The organism is Pseudomonas sp. B33.4 (assembly GCF_034555375.1).
In the GTDB taxonomy this organism is placed as follows: Bacteria; Pseudomonadota; Gammaproteobacteria; order Pseudomonadales; family Pseudomonadaceae; genus Aquipseudomonas.
In genome coordinates this window covers 5266422-5285467 of sequence record NZ_CP140706.1, presented here as the reverse complement: position 1 = coordinate 5285467, position 19046 = coordinate 5266422, and the positions used below count along the sequence as shown (strand labels likewise).

The 19046-nt window shown below is 58.4% G+C and carries 11 protein-coding genes; 7 read left to right on the top strand and 4 right to left on the bottom strand.

Annotation, left to right across the window (positions count from 1 at the left end; genetic code table 11):
• Position 1: 1 nt before the first annotated feature.
• Genes U6037_RS23245 through U6037_RS23230 form a run of 4 tightly spaced genes read left to right on the top strand, consistent with a single transcriptional unit; the run spans position 2 to position 3807 of the window.
• Positions 2-1222 carry a hypothetical protein gene (locus U6037_RS23245; RefSeq protein ID WP_322844673.1) on the top strand — a complete coding sequence of 407 codons (1221 nt, stop codon included), beginning with the start codon at positions 2-4 and terminating at the stop codon, positions 1220-1222.
• 45 nt (positions 1223-1267) lie between these two features.
• Positions 1268-2011 (top strand): molecular chaperone, encoded by a 744-nt coding sequence (locus tag U6037_RS23240; RefSeq protein ID WP_322844672.1) that lies wholly within the window; start codon positions 1268-1270, stop codon positions 2009-2011.
• Positions 2012-2045: 34 nt separating this feature from the next.
• Positions 2046-2549, top strand: coding sequence for a CS1 type fimbrial major subunit (locus U6037_RS23235; protein WP_322844671.1), 504 nt, complete (start codon positions 2046-2048; stop codon positions 2547-2549).
• Positions 2550-2586: 37 nt separating this feature from the next.
• Positions 2587-3807, top strand: a complete 1221-nt coding sequence (locus U6037_RS23230; RefSeq protein WP_322844670.1) for a hypothetical protein — start codon at positions 2587-2589, stop codon at positions 3805-3807.
• A 54-nt stretch (positions 3808-3861) separates the two neighbouring features.
• On the opposite strand, the gene U6037_RS23225 is transcribed toward U6037_RS23230, so the two are convergent.
• Together U6037_RS23225 and U6037_RS23220 are read right to left on the bottom strand one after the other, a co-directional pair.
• Positions 3862-8979 (bottom strand): dermonecrotic toxin domain-containing protein, encoded by a 5118-nt coding sequence (locus tag U6037_RS23225; protein WP_322844669.1) that lies wholly within the window; start codon positions 8977-8979, stop codon positions 3862-3864.
• Positions 8980-9171: 192 nt separating this feature from the next.
• Complete coding sequence (locus U6037_RS23220) at positions 9172-12315, bottom strand: transglycosylase domain-containing protein (RefSeq protein ID WP_322844668.1); 3144 nt, start codon at positions 12313-12315, stop codon at positions 9172-9174.
• Between the two features lie 535 nt (positions 12316-12850).
• Between U6037_RS23220 and U6037_RS23215 the strand changes: the two genes are divergently transcribed.
• The 3 genes from U6037_RS23215 (at position 12851) to U6037_RS23205 (ending at position 16521) form a co-directional block, all read left to right on the top strand.
• Entirely contained in the window at positions 12851-14272 is a 1422-nt protein-coding gene (locus tag U6037_RS23215) for an amino acid permease (protein WP_322844667.1), read from the top strand.
• 225 nt (positions 14273-14497) lie between these two features.
• A complete protein-coding gene (locus U6037_RS23210) occupies positions 14498-14857 on the top strand; it encodes a GtrA family protein (protein WP_322844666.1) in 360 nt (119 codons plus the stop codon).
• Positions 14857-16521 carry a glycosyltransferase family 39 protein gene (locus tag U6037_RS23205; RefSeq protein WP_322844665.1) on the top strand — a complete coding sequence of 555 codons (1665 nt, stop codon included), beginning with the start codon at positions 14857-14859 and terminating at the stop codon, positions 16519-16521. Before U6037_RS23210 ends, U6037_RS23205 begins: the two co-directional genes overlap by 1 nt.
• On the opposite strand, the gene U6037_RS23200 is transcribed toward U6037_RS23205, so the two are convergent.
• Complete coding sequence (locus tag U6037_RS23200; protein WP_322844664.1) at positions 16442-18061, bottom strand: FMN-binding glutamate synthase family protein; 1620 nt, start codon at positions 18059-18061, stop codon at positions 16442-16444. The genes U6037_RS23205 and U6037_RS23200 overlap by 80 nt on opposite strands.
• A gap of 172 nt (positions 18062-18233) precedes the next feature.
• Complete coding sequence (locus tag U6037_RS23195) at positions 18234-19034, bottom strand: helix-turn-helix transcriptional regulator (protein ID WP_322844663.1); 801 nt, start codon at positions 19032-19034, stop codon at positions 18234-18236.
• Positions 19035-19046: the final 12 nt, after the last annotated feature.

The window sequence follows — 19046 nt, the reverse complement described above, 5'->3', positions numbered from 1 at the left end:
GATGAACAGAATCACAGGTGGCGTCGGCTTGGCGCTGGCACTGACCATGCCTGCGGCACAAGCGATAAATCAGGAAATCCACGCGTCGTTTCAACCTGATTCGTCGCAGCCGGGTAAAAACGTATTCGTCAACAAGACACCCAGCAGCGGGTATTGCGCGAACTATCCAGCGCAATGTGCCGAAAACAACATGTTCAGCATCGAGTTGCCCATTCGTTACAGTTCAAATCGCGCCCTCATATCCGGTGACGGTGTCTCGCTTAAAGTACCCGCCGGTTGGCGACGATTGACCGTCACCAACCAGGATACCCAGGAAACGGCGATCGTCGAGGTGCGCATCACGGGCATCGGCTCCTCCTTCTTGTTGAGCGATACAGCGTCCAACCTGACCGGTGCCCCGAATGATCGGGAAGGACATGACAAACTCTGGACCTCCGATGGTTGGCTTTATGCCCCATCGCCCTGCATCGGAACCAGCGTATCGGGATATGGCCCGCGCAATTATCGTTTTTTCTGGCGAACGCCGGTGGAGGCGTCATGCACCAAGACCGTCGCTTTCCCTTTCCGCATCCCATCGATGTCTTTTGAAAAGCTCGATTTCGCTTATGAATTGAAAACCCCCAACCCGCTGGACATGTCGAGCGGTCTGTATACCGGGGCCATCGCCTATTCCATGGGCCCCGGTGCGGATTTTCATATGGGGTACATGATGCAACCTGACGACACCAACCTGACCCTGGACTTCGTGCTCGACGTGCAGCACACCCTGAAGGTCGACCTGCCGCCGGGCGGCGACAAGGTGTCATTGGAACCCGCTGGCGGATGGGCGCGCTGGATCGAGGGCGGGCGAAAACCGACGAGGATTTTCCGCGATCAACTGTTCTATCTGTCGGCGTCGTCACGTTTCAAGGTGCTGATGTTGTGCAACTCCACTGGCGGTACAGCTTGCAAGCTGGGCAGCCCGAAAGGCGATACGACCGAGGTTGAAGTTTTCCTGACCTTGCCGCCGGGCATCACGGGCCCCAGTGGAGGCAATGTCACCCGCTTGCCATTGCGCTTCAACGATTGGGCGGGCCCCTTCCAGCCCGGCATCTATGTCGATCGCAAGCCCGGCTCGCTGCTGTTCGAAATGACCCCGTTCGCCATCGATTTTCTGCTCCAGCCCGGCAAGAGCGACCGGCTGCGCGGCAACATCACCATTATCTGGGACTCGGACGTGTGACCGCTCCGGTCAGGGCATTTTTCAATATTCATGGAGTTGAAAACGATGAACCGTGGTTTTTTGCTGAGCGTGCTCAGCGTGTTTTGCCTGACGGCGCAGGCCGGGCCGCAGATCAATGTCGGCACGGTGTACGACTATCTGGATGCCGATAAAAGCACCTACCTCAAACGGGTGTTCAACAGCGGTGACGCCACCGCATTCGTCAAGATCAATGTGCTGGAAATCGTCTACGGCGCCGACGGCACCCCGCAGGAAATTCCTCTGGTGAATGCCGCCGACGGTGCCTCGCGCAATGGCCTGATGGCCAGTCCGGCGCGGCTGATCGTGCCGGCCCAGGGCATGCAGGGTACCCGTCTGCTGTACATGGGCGTACGTGATCGCGAACGTTATTTTCGCGTGCGCTTCGTCCCGGTGGTGCCGGAAAAGGAAGACGATTTTGTCGTCAGTGGCGAAGAGCGTGATGAGTATAAAAAGTCGCTTTCGGCTGGCGTGAACGTGATGACCGGGTTCGGCACGATCTTTTTCGTGCGACCCAAAGACGCCCGTTTCGCCACTGTCATCAATGACACCGACAGTCGTTATGAGCTGCGCAACAACGGCAATACCGTGGTGATCGTCGACGAGTTCAAAAGCTGTTCGCTGATCAAGGAAACCGAGTGCGGCGCGACCACCAAACACCATGTGCTGGCGGGCAAGACCTTCGCTTTCGATAAAGAAAAGGGCCGCGAGTACCGCTTCTTCCTGATCGAAGGCGACGATAAGAAAACCCTCAAGGTCGCTAGCCACTAGGGCTGTTTTCCATTGACGCATCGGGTAACCCAACATGATCAAGCAATGCACCGTCATCGCGCTGATGGCCGCTACCGCTCTGACTGGCGCGGTGGCGTTGGCCGCTCGCGAAGAGCACACCTTCGAGGTGTCCCTGACGATCCCCAGTCGCCCGTTTTACATCATCCCGGCGGAGCCGGACTGGATTCACCGGCCGCAGCAGCTTTTTTGGGATTACCCGCGTGCGACCCTGGGGAGTCTGGAGAGGAATTTCGATGTACGCCACGACAGCAGCGCAATTGAAGCGCGCCTGGCCAACGACGCCTATCTGGAAAATGGCCGGCCCGGTGAGCTGATCGAGTTGCGGGTCACCTTCAATGGCGTTGAGCTGAGTTCGCACGTCATCCCACGCATGGTGCTCACGCAGGAAGAAGCTGCTGCGGGCAAGCGCGTGGCATTGAAGATCGAGCCGATCGAACCGCTGGGGGGTTATCGCTCCGGGGATTACAACGGCAACGTGGTGCTGTTGTTCAATGCCAAGACACCCGGTGCCGAATGAACCCGGTAAATCCGTTCCTCCACAACCAGGATCACGCATGAAACAGTTGAATTGGCTGGGCTTGCTGGTGGCGTTGAGCTTGCCTCAGGCGCAGGCAGCCAATCAGGAGATCCGCGCGCTGTTTCAGCCGGACTCCGCCAAACCGAACAAGAATGCGTTCGTCAACAAAACGCCGAACAGTGGTTACTGTGCGACGTATCCGGCGGAATGTGCCGGATACGGGATGTTCAGCATTCGATTGCCGGTGCGGTTCACCTCCAGTCGCTACGTCTCGACCTTTGATTGGGTGGGCGCCAAAGCTCCCGCCGGCTGGCGGCGCCTGACCGTGACCAACCCCGATACGCAAGCTACGGAAACGGTGGAAGTACGCATCAGCGGGATGGGTTCCAGGTACGTACTGAGTGATGCCGCTACCCGACTGGCCGGCGGCAGCACCAGCCTTGAAGGCCATCGCAGATTATGGACCACGGACAGTTGGGTGCACGGGATACCCGCGCCTTGCCGCTACAGCGGCGTTGGGGCATACGGTGCCGAGGACTTCCGGTATTTCTGGAAAACCCCGACGGAGGGATTCTGCTTCAAGATTCCTACGGCGCACATTTCCTGGATGTACTTCGATACCCTGGATTTCGCCTACGAGCTGCGCACCCCCAATCCGTTGGGCATGTCTTCCGGCCGCTATACCGGTTCAATGGTTTATACCCTCGGCCCCGGCGGTGATTTCGATATGGGGCCACTGATGCAACCGAACGACAGTAACCTGACGCTCGATTTCGTACTGGACGTGCAGCACACCTTGAAAGTGGATATCCCGCCGGGCGGCAACAGAGTCGTGCTGGAACCGCAGGGCGGGTGGCAGCGCTGGCTCGATAGCGGCCGCAAGCCTGTACGTCTTTATCGCGATCAGATTTTCCACATCTCCGCTTCTTCGGCATTCACGATGAAATTCGAATGTGAGCATGGTGTGGGGTGGGGGACTGGCTGTGCCATCGTTAACGACGCGGGTTACGCAGGGCTGGTCGAGGTCAGTGTCAGTTTGCCTGACGGCTTGACCAATAGCGCCGGGCAACCGGTCAAGCGCCAGCTTTTGGAACGCAGTACCAAAACCACGTTTCAGCCCAGCCGCTATGTCGATCGCAGGCCGGGAACCCTGCATTTCGAAGTGAGCGAACAACAAACCGGCTGGATGATAGAAAAATCCACAGACAGGCCCTACAGCGGCAACATCACCGTGATCTGGGATTCGGAAGTCGGTTAGCTCAGTACCGCTTGGCCAGCACGCAGACACTGGCCAAGTCGAGCACCCATCTCGTCAGAGGCCAGCCTTGGCCAAGGCTTGACGGGTCAGTTGGCGGGACAGTTCCTCGCGTTTGTAACCGATCTCGTTCAACAGCTCGTCGTAACGTTTCTGGCTCATGGGGGCGTCGTCAAACAGGCTTGGTTCGTCAGGAATATCCAGCTGGTCAGCCAGTGTCTGGATTCTTCGAGCCAGCGTGTGTGGATTGGTTTGCTCGTTCGGGTTGGCCCATTCGGCTTTTGCTTCGCGCAGTTCATCGAGCAGGCCTTCCATGGGATCGAACCTGCGACTATTGCTCTCGTATTGATCCGGGTACGTCTTGCGCAAATGTTCGTACCAGAAATTATCCGAATACAGGTTGAGCATCCCGTTGACCAGACCATCGCCGCTTTCACCCTTGATGATCGTTGCATAGGCGGCGTCGAGTTTCTTGTCGGTGACACCCGAGCGAGGTCGATAAAGCATGTCCTCGTTTTGCCAAGGCAACTGCAGACGTCCCGCCAGCCCTGTCTCGAACGCCATATGAACTTCGACTTCATCCGGCGGGTCGTTGCTCGGGTCGTTTTTGTTCAGTTGCTCTTGGGTTTTGTATTCAAAAGCGGCTTCGTCGGTCACTCTGTTCAAGCGCGCCGCGCTGCGGGCCAGGCTCACGAGCCTGTCCTCAAGCACTGCCGGTGATGTTGACTCTGCGTAGACTTTGGACACCAGAACCTTCATCCCCAGCGAGTTGAAAAGCTGCGCACCGAGATCGCCACAGTCGTCCGGAGAGACAATCTGCTTGAACAGCGTTTCGCGCAGTTTCGTGTCCACGGCCGCCGCATCGACCATGTCCCAGACGCGTTGGGTCAACCGTCTGCGGCCCTGATCGGTGCGATAGTCGGCGCTTTCCCTTTGTTTGCGGATCACGCTGAAAAAACCGCTGGAATCAGGTTCAGCCATCAGGTCGTGCCAGGATTCTTCGCGATACTTGCTGAGCGATCCGGACGGGCTGAAAGCGATGGATTCGCGGGGGAACAATTGCCAATGACTGATCTCGTCACTGGCCGCCCTAAAATAGTCCTGCACAAACGTAAAGCCTGTGGACTCGCGGTATAGGCCATAACGCACGCGATCTTCGTTGCTCAGTCGGGACGTGTCAAAGCGCGCCCGGCTGAGGATGTACGCCTGATCGGAACCGGCGGTGACCTCCGGCAGGGCTTTGATGGGGGTTCTGCGCATATCCAGCAGGAAGTTACGTGGCCGCTGTTTAGGCACGCCGCCGACCTCGAACAAACCTTCGGGCCAGCTCTCGATACGGCTGTTGGCCAGGCGCAGTTCTGTCAAATGATCCAGCCGCCCGATGTCGGGTGGCAGGTTCAGCGGGTTGCCGTTTAGATTTAGCGTGCGCAGTTGCCGCAGCTCCCCGAACTGTTGGCGGTTGTCGGCGCTCAATTTGATCTCGTTATCGGCCAGATCCAGCGCCTCCAGACGGGGCATCAGCCCGAGGATGGAAGGCGCTTCTTGCAAGTTGCACTGGCGGGCGCTCAATTGGCGCAGGTCACGGAAACTGCTCAGCAGCGCGCTGGGGTCTGGCGCAAGCTTTGCGCGATTCAGGTTCAACGCAGTGATGCGATCGAAGTATTTCTTCATTTTCGGACGCCTGCGCAGATCCCTCCACCAGCGTTCCAGATCGTGCCCGAAGAACTCGGTGGACAAATCCAGCGTATAGCCTTGGTCGGGATGGACGCTGCGCTCGCCAAAGATTTCACTTTTGCGATCGAAGCACTCGATCAATTGACTCTCGATAAATTCGCCACCCTTGTGCAAATAGTCATCTGTGGGGGATATGAAATTGGTATCGGGGTCTGTATAGGCGGGATAACCGTTACGCCAACTCTGCAGTTCTGCGTGCAGTTCCCGGCGTTCGGCTTCAAGCTGTGCGATGGCGTTCAACGGCTCACCCTTGCGCGCCAAGGCCTCTTTGAACGCGGTGACTTCGCGTTCATTCATTTCTGGATAGAGATCCTGGATTCTTTCCTCCGGTGTCGAGGCACGAAGAAACCTTGGCAGGCCGCGTACCAGTGTTTCGGTTTCGATGCTCGCCACCGGGCGAATGGGCGGTTCTGCCAGCACTGTACGGCGATCGGCAGGGGCTGCGGATTTCTCCATGATCCACAGCTTGAACGGACGGCCCTGACCGCGCTGATAACCGACACTCGACAACGTTTTAGCGGGCAGGGCCTGCAGGATCGCTTCGTAGAAATCGTCGGCGCCGTGCAGCGCCTGGTGATTGGCGTCGAGCACTTCGTAGCGACCCAGTTCGTCACGAATCAGACGCCTGACGGTGGTCGCGTCCTCCGCGCCTGCGCTGCACCGCAACGGCCCATCGTAGGTGCCGTCACGCACTTCGATGCGCAGGTCGGCAAAGCTGTCGGTGTTGATTCGCAAGGTATTGAGCGCCAGCCGCTCGGTATCGGCGGTCAGCGATGCATCGCGGTAAAACCCCTCGTAGGCGCGGGCGGTGCACGCTTCAAAAGCCAGCTCCCGCGCCTGAGCCTTGAGCCGCAACGGCAAGCGCTGTTCGCTGACGGTGCGTTGCAGTTCGTCAGCACTGGCCTGCGCCAAGAGCTTTTCGCTGAGCGGCAATGGCAAATCGGGAAAGGTCTTTCGCACAACGCGAACGTCGTCCTTGGTTGCGCGATCGGCCGCTTGATAGAGACGGTTTGCGACGTCCGTGCGGCGCTCGTCGACAGCATCGGCAAGGATATTGCGCAGCGCTTGCGGACGCTCCAGCGAGGGCACGTCGCGTCCCAGCAGCGCGCGCATTTCGCCGTTATCCAGAAACCCTGTCAGACGTTCCGGCAACCGGCCGGCATTGAGTTCGGTCTGGGTAAGGGTCAAGGTGTCGGCTGCGCTGGCGCTCGGGTTGCCGTACTGGCGCGAATACCCATCGAGGTGTTCGTACACCACTTTCATCGCCCGCCTGGGCGGCCAGCCGGGCAAACCGCTGACGATCGGTTCGAACCAGTCCGAATCGGCCGCGATCGACCGCCCCGCGCGGATATTGGCGCTGGCAATCTTTGCATCATCGTCAGCCGTGTAACGCTTGAGACTGTCGGCCAGCAAGGGCGGCGGCGGGCTGCTGTCGTTGTGCATCCGGCGCAGCAGATCGGGCTCGGTGCCACTGCTGATACGGATTTCCTCCAGTTGCGCCGGCGTGAAGCGCTCGGCGCTATGGCCCAGGCGCGGCATCAAGGTGTTGTCTGGCCAGTGCGCCGGGTTTTCCGCTTCATGTCGCCAGGCACCGTGCTCGTTGTGCTCCAGCGTCGGCCGGTACGCGTTCGGGCGTTCTGGATGTTTGATTCGGTGGGTTTTGACTTGCGGGCGATTCGAGGCTTTTTCGACGCTGTAGAGCTTGCCCTCCAACGGCAGAATGCTCTGGCCGCCATGGACATGCAGACCGTGCGGATCGGGTTTCGAGCTGGCGTCCAGTTGCAGGTTTTTTTGTTCATACGGCGTCAGGTCCGGGTGCCACAACGTTGGTTTGCCATCAGGCAAGCGTACCGGCTTCATGTTCTCGACCAGTGGCGACAATTTGATTTTGAAGGCGCTGCCGATTTCGGCGGCGGCACCGAAAGTGGCCAGTTCGATCACGCTGGTCACCACCCCGATCACATGATCGGCCGCCTCCTGCCATAAGCCTTCGGCCAGATCGACAATGCCCTCGATCACCTCGGTGGTCAGTTGATAAGCGGTGTAAGCCATCATCAACTCGCCCAGCCCGGGCACGAAAGGTGTGGCAATCAATAGGGCCACGTTGAAAATGTCCGAGACGATTTTCTTGAAATTGTCCCACCACGCCCAACGTGCCTTGCTGTCGGTGTCGGCGGTGGAGACGGCGATTTCCCGGGCGTCGTTGAGAATCTTGTTGAGCTTTTGCTGATAGGCATGGCGCCAGTAATCGCCTTGTAATTTCAGGCGACTGAATTGCAGGTTGGGGTTGGCCACCGGGTCCTTGCGCCACGCCGGTCGCTGGTCGGTCGGGTCGACGCGCGGGTGATACCTGACGGTGAACAGCCGCTGTTCAAGCTCGGCAAAGAAGTGCCCGCGTTGCTGCTGATCGACAAACTGGCTGAAGAACTGGCGATAGGTTTGTTGGGTCGAGGCGCTGAATCGGTCTTCGCGAAACTGCCGCGCCAGTTCATCCCTGAACGCCCTGAGCGAGTCGTACTCTTTGAGCGGGTGATCCGGGTCGTGAGGGATGTAGACAATCAGGCGCCGAACCCCGCGACTGTCCTGCTGCGCGTGCGTCAATAGCAGGACACCGGTCAGCGCAGTGCCAAGCAGTGACAGGTCAGAGCACAGCATTGAACGACCGTTGAGCAGCAGTTGCGGTTTGTCTTCGGCCAGGCTCAACAGCATTTTGTAGGCGTCGTACTGGATATCTTCCTTGATCAACGCCAACTGCGCCGCGACGGCGAGCGCATCTTTCTGGCTTTCGCTGACTTTGTACCGCAGCACGCTTTCGGCCAGCGGTTCGCCGGGCAGCAGGTAGCTTTCCAAGTGTTTTTTATACTGCGCGCCGATGTCCAGATCCCGGCACAGCGTTTGAAACTGAGTGATCGACATTTGGCTTTTGATCGGTACGACGTCGAACAAGCCTCGCTCATCGGGTTTGCTGATGTAGGTCGAGCCAGGATCGACTGTTTCACTGCTGGCGAAATTGTGCAGCGCCGCATCCAGCAGGGAGACGGTGCGCGTAACGACGCCTGCCGACAGGTCGATTGCGTACCAGGGTTTTTCTTTTGGCAGGTACAGGCGCAGGTACGTGGCTTTGACATCCGGCTCGATGCCGTGTCGTGCCTTGATTTTTGCCTTGAGCAAAGGTTCGGCAAACGCATACAGGTCGGTTTTGGCCAGCAGGTGATCAACCTGGTTCTGCGAATTCCAGGCCTTGAGGTTGGCAGTGGCCAGTTTGTTCAGGTAGGCGGCGGGCGCGGTGGTGTACCAGGATTCATTCTTCAGTGGCGAGGCTGCCAATGCGCGGCCCCGGCTGACGGTGGCGGTTTTGAAACTGTCGTTGACGGCGGATTTGATGAATTCGTAGTGCCGTCCTTTATCCGCGTTTTCCGCAGGCTGGGGAGAGAGAGACATGGCCAATCATCCTTGATTGTTGAGGAGTGATCAGCCTACTCAGGGCAGGGCAAAACAAAAGTTCAAAGATCGGGAGGCAAACAGCGCTACGAGTCAGCAACCCGACGAAAATTCGAATCTGAAAAATACATAAGTACCACCCGCCACACCGAAAAAGCGTCACCCTGATGCAGAAAAGCCCGACACGATTTGTTACCTCGCGGTAGGGCGCGGCGCCTCGAGCATCGCCACGCTGGCGGTTTGCGTTGGCGTGCATTGTGAGGCGCTGCCCGGTTGCAAGTACGGTGTCAGAATCGGTGCCATGCCCTTGAGCACCTGCACTGGCAGGGCCGAAGTGAATTTGAAGTTCTCCGCCGAGCGCCCTGGAACGAATGCGGTGAGGGTGCCGAAATGGTGGTCGCCGATGTAGAACACGAAGGTCGCCGTGCGGTTGATCGACTTCGAACTGAGGATGCGTCCGCCCGAACCGATGGCCTCGATGCGGTTGTCACCGGTACCCGTTTTGCCACCCATGGCCAGTGGGCTGCCATCAGCCAGTTTGAAACTGCCGGAAACACGTTTTGCCGTACCGGCGTCCACTACTTGCGAAAGAGCCTCGCGCATGGCCGTGGCGACCTCTGATGGCATCACTCGTTTGCCGACATGCGGGTCGTTGACCAGTTGCGTTTCGTACGGCGTACCGGCGGCGAAATGCAGGCTGTCGATGCGCAAGGTCGGCATGCGTACGCCGTCATTGAGGATGGTGCCGATCAACTCGGCCAGTGCGGCAGGGCGGTCACCTGAGCTACCGATAGCGGTGGCCAGCGACGGCACCAGGTGATCGAACGGGTAGCCGACTTTCTGCCAGCGCTGGTGAATCTCGAGGAACGCCTCGATCTCGAGCATGGTGCGAATACGGCTGTCGCGGGCGCCCTTGTGTTTGCTCTTGAACAGCCAGCTGTAGACTTCCTGACGTTCGAAATGGCTGGCTTTGACGATCTCGCTGAAGGTCGCGTCCGGGTGGTTCAACAGATAGCCCATCATCCACAAGTCCAGCGGATGCACCTTGGCAATGAAGCCTTGGTCGGGCAAATCGTAGCTGCCAGGGCCGTAGGAATCATAGAGGCGGATGAGGCGATCATCGGTGAGTTTTTCCGTGAGCTTGGCGCCTTTGAGGTGTGAGCGCACAAACGTGTTGAAGTCTTCCTGGCTGGCATCGGGCAGCAGGTAGCGATGCACGGCGGCCATGCGAATCGGCGTCGGGCGCATGCTGTCGAGGAAGGTGTCGAGGCGCGCCTGAGTGTCTTTGTTTTTGTACTTTTTCCAGAACTTGAGCTGGAACGAAGTGCCTTCGCGGTCGGCGAAATTCGCCAGGTATTCCTGACGACGCGGGTCACGATCGTCCTTGAGCAGTTCGGCACTGTTGTTGGGGCCGGAGTAGGTGGTGTAACGCACCAGATCGCGCATCAGCCGAATGAACGGCAGGTTGATCGATTCGCGCAGGGCATCGCGCAAGGTCGGCAAGCGGCCGTTGTCTTCCTTGCGAAAGTTGTGGAACGTGTGCAAGCCGCCGCCGGTGAAAAACGCCTCGCCGGGGCTCGCCGAATACTTGCGATCAAGTGCTGCGCCGAGCAGCTTCGACAGGTCGTGATCCTTGTTCTGGATCAGGTAATCGATGACCCACTGGCTCAGGCGGTCCTGATCGGGGACTTCGACTTTCTTCAGTTCCGGCACGCTCATCGCGCCGTACTTGTCATGCAGTTCGGCAATGATTTGCAGGTACGTGGTGAGCACGCGCATTTTCGCGGTTGAGCCGAGTTCGAGTTTGCTGCCTTCGTTGATATCGAAGGGCTGGTCGGTGCTGTCGGTCTGCACCCGCACGCGGGAGCCGTCCGGGGTCAGTTCGAAGAGGGTGAAGCTGTAGCGCACTTGCGTGGTGCTGGTGGGGGTCAGCAAGCGTTCACCGAGCAGGCCGACTTCGGCGGCGTAGGCAGGGTCGGCGAGTTTCTTCAGGTACGCAGTGGCCTGGGTTTGCAGTTCGCCCTGCAGGGTGCTGGTGGCTGACAGATCGAGGCGGTCGAGATCGTACAGCGGCCGGTTGAGCATGCTCGCCAGACGACTGCGGGCGACGCTGATGCCCTTGTTGGTTTCGATCGGTTGAATGGTCGGCTGGGTCTGCCAGTCGCGATAGGTGACTTTGCTGGTCAGGGCGGCATCGGCCAGCGCGCTGTCGATCACACCGTTCTGCTTGAGCAGGCGCAAGTGGCTGTCGGTGAGGTTGGCGAGTTCTTCGCGGCCCTTGGTCAGATAATGCGAAGGGCGCCGCTGAGCGATCATCAGCGAGAGCATTTCACGCAGGACCAAGCCTTTGGCTGCCATGGTTTTCGCATCCGTGGCCGGGCTGTTCAACTGTGCGTTGGCCTGGTTGAAGTCGCTGCCGTACCAGACGCGCAAGCCTTCCGCCATGCCATGCACTTCACCATGCCCCGGCACCGCCGACAGCGGCACGCTGTTGAGATAATCGCGCACGATGTTTTGCCGTGCTCCCAGGGTTTGCGGGCCGGGCTGATAGGCGCGCACGCTGGCGGACATCATCTGCCGTAGTTTTTCGGCACCGGACACCGTCAGGCCATCCGGTGAGTGGCGGTACTTTTCCAGCTGCGTCGCCAGCGTGCTGCCGCCCGCCGACTGGCCGGGCAAGCGCAGCAATTTCGCCACTTGCGACCACGCCGCCATGCCGAAACGCGGCCAGTCCACTGCCGGGTTGGCCAGCGGTTGTTTCGGGTCGAGCAGGAAACGGTTTTCGATGAACAACAGGCTGCTGACCACCACCGGCGGGATGGATTCGAAGCTTGAGTAAAGCTGTTGCGGGTAGTTGTACTTGTACAGCGGCGCAGCCCGGCAATCGGTGATCGACAGCCCGGCCTGGATCTTCTCGGAGTACGGCACGAACAGGCCTTTATCGGTGTAGCTGAGCAACGCCGGGGAAAAACGCGTCTGCTCGGTAACGACATAGTTGCGTTTGAGCAGGCGTGGCAGGAATTCATCGAGGGAGCTGTAACCCAGGCGCAAGTCGAACGGCCCGTTGCCCGGATAACGAATGGCTTCGCTGGGACCGGGTTCGAGATGGTAAGTCAGCGAAGCAGCGTACTGGCTCAGTTCGCGTGACTGAAAGCGTGAAGTGCGCATTTCCTTGGACGCGGCCAGTCCTACCACGATCGCGATAATCAGCAGCAACAACCAGAAAGCCTTCCACCCGTGCCGATTGCGGCGGGGTTTTTCAGGGACAGGCGCTTCATCCACACGGTCAGTCGGAACCACGGCTTTACTCGAATCGGTTTGCCACAAAGCGCCCATAGTCGATTGATCCATTCACGCAGATTGATCGGACTTGTCTGAAGCTTAGACGGTGGTTGGGGCTGGTGAAAAAAATGTGAAGGGTTGGCCAGGGGGGGGTTGCTGAATAAATCTGAAAGGCTGGCGCCAGGGCGAAGTGAGCCTAAAGCCAACTTTGTGGCGAGGGAGCTTACTCGCCTGAACCTGCCAATCAGAGCGCGCTGCAGGGCAATGCTGCCAAAGCAGGGGCATGACGGTGCACCAATGCTGTGCAATACTCGGCGGCTTTTTCGGTGGCGATTATTCCTACGCAAAGCAGGGAATGCCTCTCCGCAAACCGGGTTATTGCCGAGAGTTGTCGCTGAATGTTGTGGCTTATAGAGTGAAAAATCCTGCCCAAGGCTTTTTATACTGCACGCCCCGCTGATCTTTCAGGTTGCCCTGCAAGACGTGTCTGCCCACGAAGCAGACGCGGTTTCAGTTCAAGCCAAGGCTTATCGGCCGACGCTTCGACACTCGGTGGTCATATCCAATAACAAGACGAGGTTGCACCCCTATGCCAGTCGGCAATCAACTGCCTCACGGCGACACCGCTCAGGGCGGTCCGCTCAAACGCGAACTCGGCGAACGGCATATTCGCCTGATGGCGCTCGGTGCCTGTATCGGCGTCGGTCTGTTTCTAGGTTCGGCCAAGGCCATCGAAATGGCCGGCCCGGCGATCATGCTGTCCTACATTCTCGGTGGTCTGGCGATTCTGGTGATCATGCGTGCCCTCGGCGAGATGGCCGTGCACAACCCGGTCGCCGGCTCTTTCAGCCGTTATGCGCAAGACTACCTCGGCCCGTTGGCCGGCTTTCTCACTGGCTGGAATTACTGGTTCCTGTGGCTGGTGACCTGCGTCGCGGAAATCACTGCGGTGGCCGTGTACATGGGCATCTGGTTTCCCGATGTGCCGCGCTGGATCTGGGCCCTCGCGGCGTTGATCAGCATGGGTTCGATCAACCTGATCGCGGTGAAGGCTTTTGGTGAGTTCGAGTTCTGGTTCGCCTTGATCAAGATCGTCACGATTATTGCCATGGTCATCGGTGGCGTCGGCATCATCGCTTTCGGTTTCGGCAATGATGGCGTGGCGCTGGGGATTTCCAACCTGTGGGCGCATGGCGGCTTCATGCCCAATGGCGTGACCGGTGTGCTGATGTCGCTGCAAATGGTCATGTTCGCCTACTTGGGCGTCGAGATGATCGGCCTGACCGCCGGTGAAGCCAAGAACCCGCAGAAAACCATTCCTGACGCGATCGGCTCGGTGTTCTGGCGGATTCTGCTGTTCTATGTCGGCGCGTTGTTCGTGATTCTGTCGATCTACCCGTGGAATGAAATCGGCACGCAGGGCAGCCCGTTCGTGATGACCTTTGAGCGTCTGGGCATCAAGACTGCCGCCGGCATTATCAACTTCGTGGTGATCACTGCGGCGCTGTCGTCGTGCAACGGCGGTATCTTCAGCACCGGGCGCATGCTCTACAGCCTGGCGCAGAATGGCCAGGCGCCGGCCGGTTTTGCCAAGACCTCGAACAACGGCGTGCCGCGTCGTGCGCTGTTGCTGTCGATGGCGGTGTTGCTCTTGGGCGTAATGCTCAACTATCTGGTGCCGGAAAAAGTCTTCGTCTGGGTGACTTCGATTGCCACTTTCGGCGCAATCTGGACCTGGGTGATGATCCTGCTGGCTCAGCTGAAATTCCGCAAAGGCCTGAGCGCCAGCGAACGTGCCGGCCTCAAGTACAAGATGTGGCTGTACCCGGTCAGCTCGTACTTTGCCCTGGCGTTCCTGGTGCTGGTGGTCGGCCTGATGGCGTACTTCCCGGACACTCGCGTGGCGCTGTATGTGGGGCCGGCGTTCCTGGTGCTGCTGACCGTGTTGTTCTATGTGTTCAAGTTGCAACCGACCGGCGAAACGCAGGGTGCTGTGCGTTCGGCCTCTTAAGTCGTAGCTGCTGAAAAAAACGAAGCCCCGGTCGAGAGATCGGGGTTTTTTTTTGCCCGTGCCGCGGATCGTCTCCAAGGTTGGCCCACCTGCGCTTGCTGCAGTGGCAGTGTGGTGACCACTCGTCGGAAGTGGCCGCCCACCTGTAATTTCTGACAGTAGACCAGGCACCTGCCTTGGCCTAGGTTGAAGCTTCGCCAAACGTGGTAAGGGCAGGGCACCGGCATGAAGGGATTCTCGGCATTGACTGTGATCGAAATTGCCGATGGATTTATCCATTGGCAAATCTTTTTCGTCCTGTACAACGCCATCGAGCTGTCGCAAGCCGCCAGTAACTTTGCCGCGTTTTGCGTTGCAGCTGCGTTCTCTTTTTACGTGAACATGCTGTACACCTTCGAGAGCAGAACGTCGGTGTTCGGCTATCTGTTGTTCATTGTGCTGATGGGCGGAGTCAGTTTCGGCATCGGTTCGATTGCCGATGCGCGTCATTGGCCGGGACTGATGACTGTGGTGGTGTTCACGCTGATCAATTTTCTGGCCGGATACGGCTTTTTCAGGTACGTGCTATTACGTGAGCAACGGTGATGAAGCAATTGTTGGCTATTGGGCTCTTTGGACGGTCTCCTGCGCCAGCGCAATGGGATCGACTGGCTTTGGTTGCGGTGTTGATCATTGCACTGTACGTACGCTTCCACTCCATTACGGTGCCGTCGATATGGGGCGACGAGGCCTATGGCCTCCTGCTTGCGCGGGAAACGCCGGCACGCATCTGGGCGTTGACGAGCCTGGACGTTCATCCGCCGCTCTACTACATGTTCTTGCATTACTGGGGCGCAGTGTGGGGCGATGCCCCATTGCCGGCACGAGCCTTGAGCGTGTTAGCGGATGTCGGCACGTTATTGTTGTGTATCAAGTTGATGAGCCTGATCTCAACGCGTCGGGCGACGTGGATTGCGGCATTGCTGTTGGCGTTGTTACCAATTTCGATACGTTTTAGCCAGGAAGCCAGGATGTACACCTTGCTTGGATTCTGGCTGATGGGAGCTACCCTGGCATTGGTGTGCTGGGCACGGGCGCCGAAGCAAAAACGCTTTGCGGTGATTTACGCGTTGCTGATGGTTGCTGCGTTTTATACGCATTACTTCGCCGGTTTGTGTGTGTTGGTGCATTGGTTGTTCTGGTGGCAGAGTCGCAGTTCCCGGACCGTGGTGACCATTGGGCCTGGGGAGTGGCTAATCACCAACATTGCCGTCGTGTTCTTGTACCTGCCCTGGATTCCCCATCTCTTCAATCAATTGGCTGACACGGGGGTATTGGAGTGGATAGCTCCCGTGACGTTGCAGCAAGCCTTGATGATTGTCTGGCAGTTCTCCGTAATCGGTAGCGACGCCTTCCAGTCGCCGATGTTGAGGCTGCTTCCGTTGGTATTGATGTTGCTGTTTGCTGCGACAATCATTGCGAACAGCTCTGCTGAACAACGCTTCAACTGGCTGCTGGTCAGCTATTTTTTTGTGCCGCTTATTGCTCTCTATCTGATTGCCTTGGTGCATGCGCTATTTGTACCTCGATACCTGTTCTTTTCGGCTCCGGCTTTGGCAATGATGACAGCGGTCGCGCTGGATATCTGGGGGAAACGTCGAATTTGGTTGGCGAGGGCAGTTCTGTTTTTTGTGGTGGTTGTCCAATTGCACGGGCTAACGATGGTGTACCGACAAAACGATGAACTAAATGGTACAGATGTGCGCAAAGACGCTGGGTTTGCTTCATTGGTGATGCAGTTGAATCAGAACGCGCTGTCGGGTGACCAGGTCATCATCGCTTCTGCGTACTGGTTTTCGATCTTCTCTTACTACAGCTCCGCTGGTGTTGATCTGAGGATTGAAGTGCAATCTTCACTGGATGATTTTTTGAAGCTTACCCGTCGCGGTGTTCTGAGTCTGATCAGCGATCCAGTTCGCCTCACCTACATTGACGGCGTGACTGTTCTTGATTGCCGCAACCTAAGAACCTGGTGGGTAACGGATGCTGGTTTACATGGCGAGAGACCACTGTTTGCGAAGGGGCGTTCGCCCCGTCTCACCCTTCATGGGGGGCAAATTTCGGCGTATTTGTTCATCGCAGAGCCAGTACCGAACGCAATAGCGACCGGCACGTACTCCACGCTTGGGCCTACGCTGCAGCCACTTCCTGCGGCTCGAAACTGTCTGCTCGCGCCATCTGCCACATCCGCGAATAGAACTCGCCGTTGACTTCCCCGGTGAGCAATTCGCCCGGTTTCAGGAACACGTGCAACTGCGAGAACAGTTTGATCTCGGTCGCCGACATGCGCCGCACCAGATGCTTGGCCGACAGTTGTGATGGATGTTCAAGCCCGGCCGCTGCAAGCATTTCCGCCAAGGCTTTTAGCGTGTTGCGGTGGAAGTTGAATACCCGCTGCGCCTTGTCTGGCACTACCAGCGCACGTTGGCGCAGAGTGTCCTGAGTCGCCACACCGGTCGGGCATTTGTTGGTGTGGCAGCTTTGCGACTGAATGCAGCCGATGGCGAACATGAAGCCGCGCGCGGAGTTGGCCCAGTCGGCACCGATGGCCAATACGCTGGCGATGTCGAAGGCGCTGACGATCTTGCCGCTGGCGCCGAGTTTGATCTTGTCGCGCAGGTTGAGGCCGACCAGCGTGTTGTGGACAAACAGCAGGCCTTCGCGCATCGGCACACCGATGTGGTCGGTGAACTCGACCGGTGCGGCACCGGTGCCACCTTCCTTGCCGTCGACGACGATGAAGTCCGGGAGGATGCCGGTTTCCAGCATGGCTTTGGCAATGCCCATGAACTCCCACGGATGGCCGAGGCAGAACTTGAAACCCACCGGTTTGCCGCCGGACAGCTCACGCAGTTGCTGGATGAAATGCATCATTTCCAAGGGCGTCGAAAACGCGCTGTGACGTGACGGCGACACGCAGTCTTCGCCCATCATGATTCCACGGGTTTCGGCGATTTCCCTGGTGACTTTGTGCTTGGGCAGGATGCCGCCGTGGCCGGGTTTGGCGCCCTGGCTCATCTTGATTTCGATCATTCGCACTTGCGGATTCTGTGCCTGGGTGGCGAAGCGTTCCGGGTCGAAACGGCCGTCACTGGTGCGGCAACCGAAGTAGCCGCTGCCCAGTTCCCAGGTCAGGTCGCCGCCATGTTCGCGGTGATAGGGGCTGATGCTGCCTTCACCGGTGTCGTGGGCGAAGTTGCCGAGTTTCGCGCCTTGGTTCAACGCGCGAATGGCGTTGGCGCTGAGCGAACCGAAGCTCATCGCCGAAATGTTGAACACCGACGCCGAGTACGGCTGGCTGCACTGCGGGCCGCCGACGGTGACGCGGAAACTGCTCGGGTCGCTCAGTGGCGCCGGGCGCATCGAGTGGCCAATGAATTCGAATCCGGATTGATAGACATCGATCAATGTGCCGAACGGTTTGTCGGCGGTTTCGTTTTTCGCTCGCGAATACACCAGCGAACGCTGGGCGCGGGAGAAGGGCAGGGCGTCGCTGTCGGACTCCAGCAGATACTGGCGGATTTCCGGGCGGATGCCTTCGACCAGATAGCGGATGTTGCCGAGGATCGGATAGTTACGGCGTACGGCGTGCGGGCTTTGCAGCAGGTCGAACAGACCGAGCAGGCTCAGCACGCCGGTGACGGCGGTGATCGGCCACAGCCAGTCGTGTTCGAGGAAAGGCAGGCTGGCGAGGGTGAAAATCACGCAGACGGCAAAGAAGGCGTAGCGGCTCAGGAGTGACAGGCTCATACGGTTTCCTTGGTTCGGACTCAGAGATTTCGGCGAAAAGCTCAGGGATGTAAAAAATCCCTGTGGGAGCGAGCCCTGCTCGCGAAAGCGACCTGTCAGTAGAAAAATTATTGTCTGATCCGACGCATTCGCGAGCAGGCTCGCTCCCACAAAAAACAATTCCACCAAACGATCAGGCGTTTTGTGCCTGAAGAAAAATCGAAAACAGCTCGGACTGGGATTTGATCCCCAGCTTGCTGTACATGTGTTTCTTATGGACTTTCACGGTTTCTACGGAGATTTCCAGCTTACGGGCGATTTCTTTACTGGAGCAACCGCTGAGCATCAAGCGCCCGACATCCAGTTCCCGGGCGGTCAACTGCGCGCCCTTGAGTTGTTGCACCGACGCTTCCAGTTGCACCCGCCAGTCGGCCCGGACAGGGGCGGCGGCGAGGGCCACGGTTTCGTTGATCTCGTACGGCAGGCGCTGGCGCAGCAGGCCCAGCACCCAAGGCTGGATCAATGACAGCAAGGCGATATGTTCGCCAGTGAAACGTTTTTCACTGCCCAGCGACAGACACAACGTGCGCTCGCCTTCGAGCTGACAATTGAACTGGATTTCGTCGGCCACCACATTCAGACGAAAGTATCGCTGGTAATACTCGGTCAGTTCGAAATGCTCCGGCGCTACCTCCGACAGGCGATACAGCCCGGTGCGCGTTTGCTCGCGGCAGGCGATGTAGAACGGGTCGAGCAAGTACAGGCCACGCAGATAATCCTGAAACAACGGGTCGGGACTGCCGTCTGCGCCCGGGCATTCGGCGAAGACTTGCGGGTGCTGGTCGGCGCTGAACAGCAGCACCACCCAGCTATCGAACGGCACGTATTGGTCGAGCAGGCGCAGCAGTTGCGCCCAGAAGTTCGGCTTGTCGAGTGCGTCGATCAATTGCCCGACGGCGCGGTGCCAGGTGATGTCATCAAACGAAAGTGTCATCGATCTACCCCT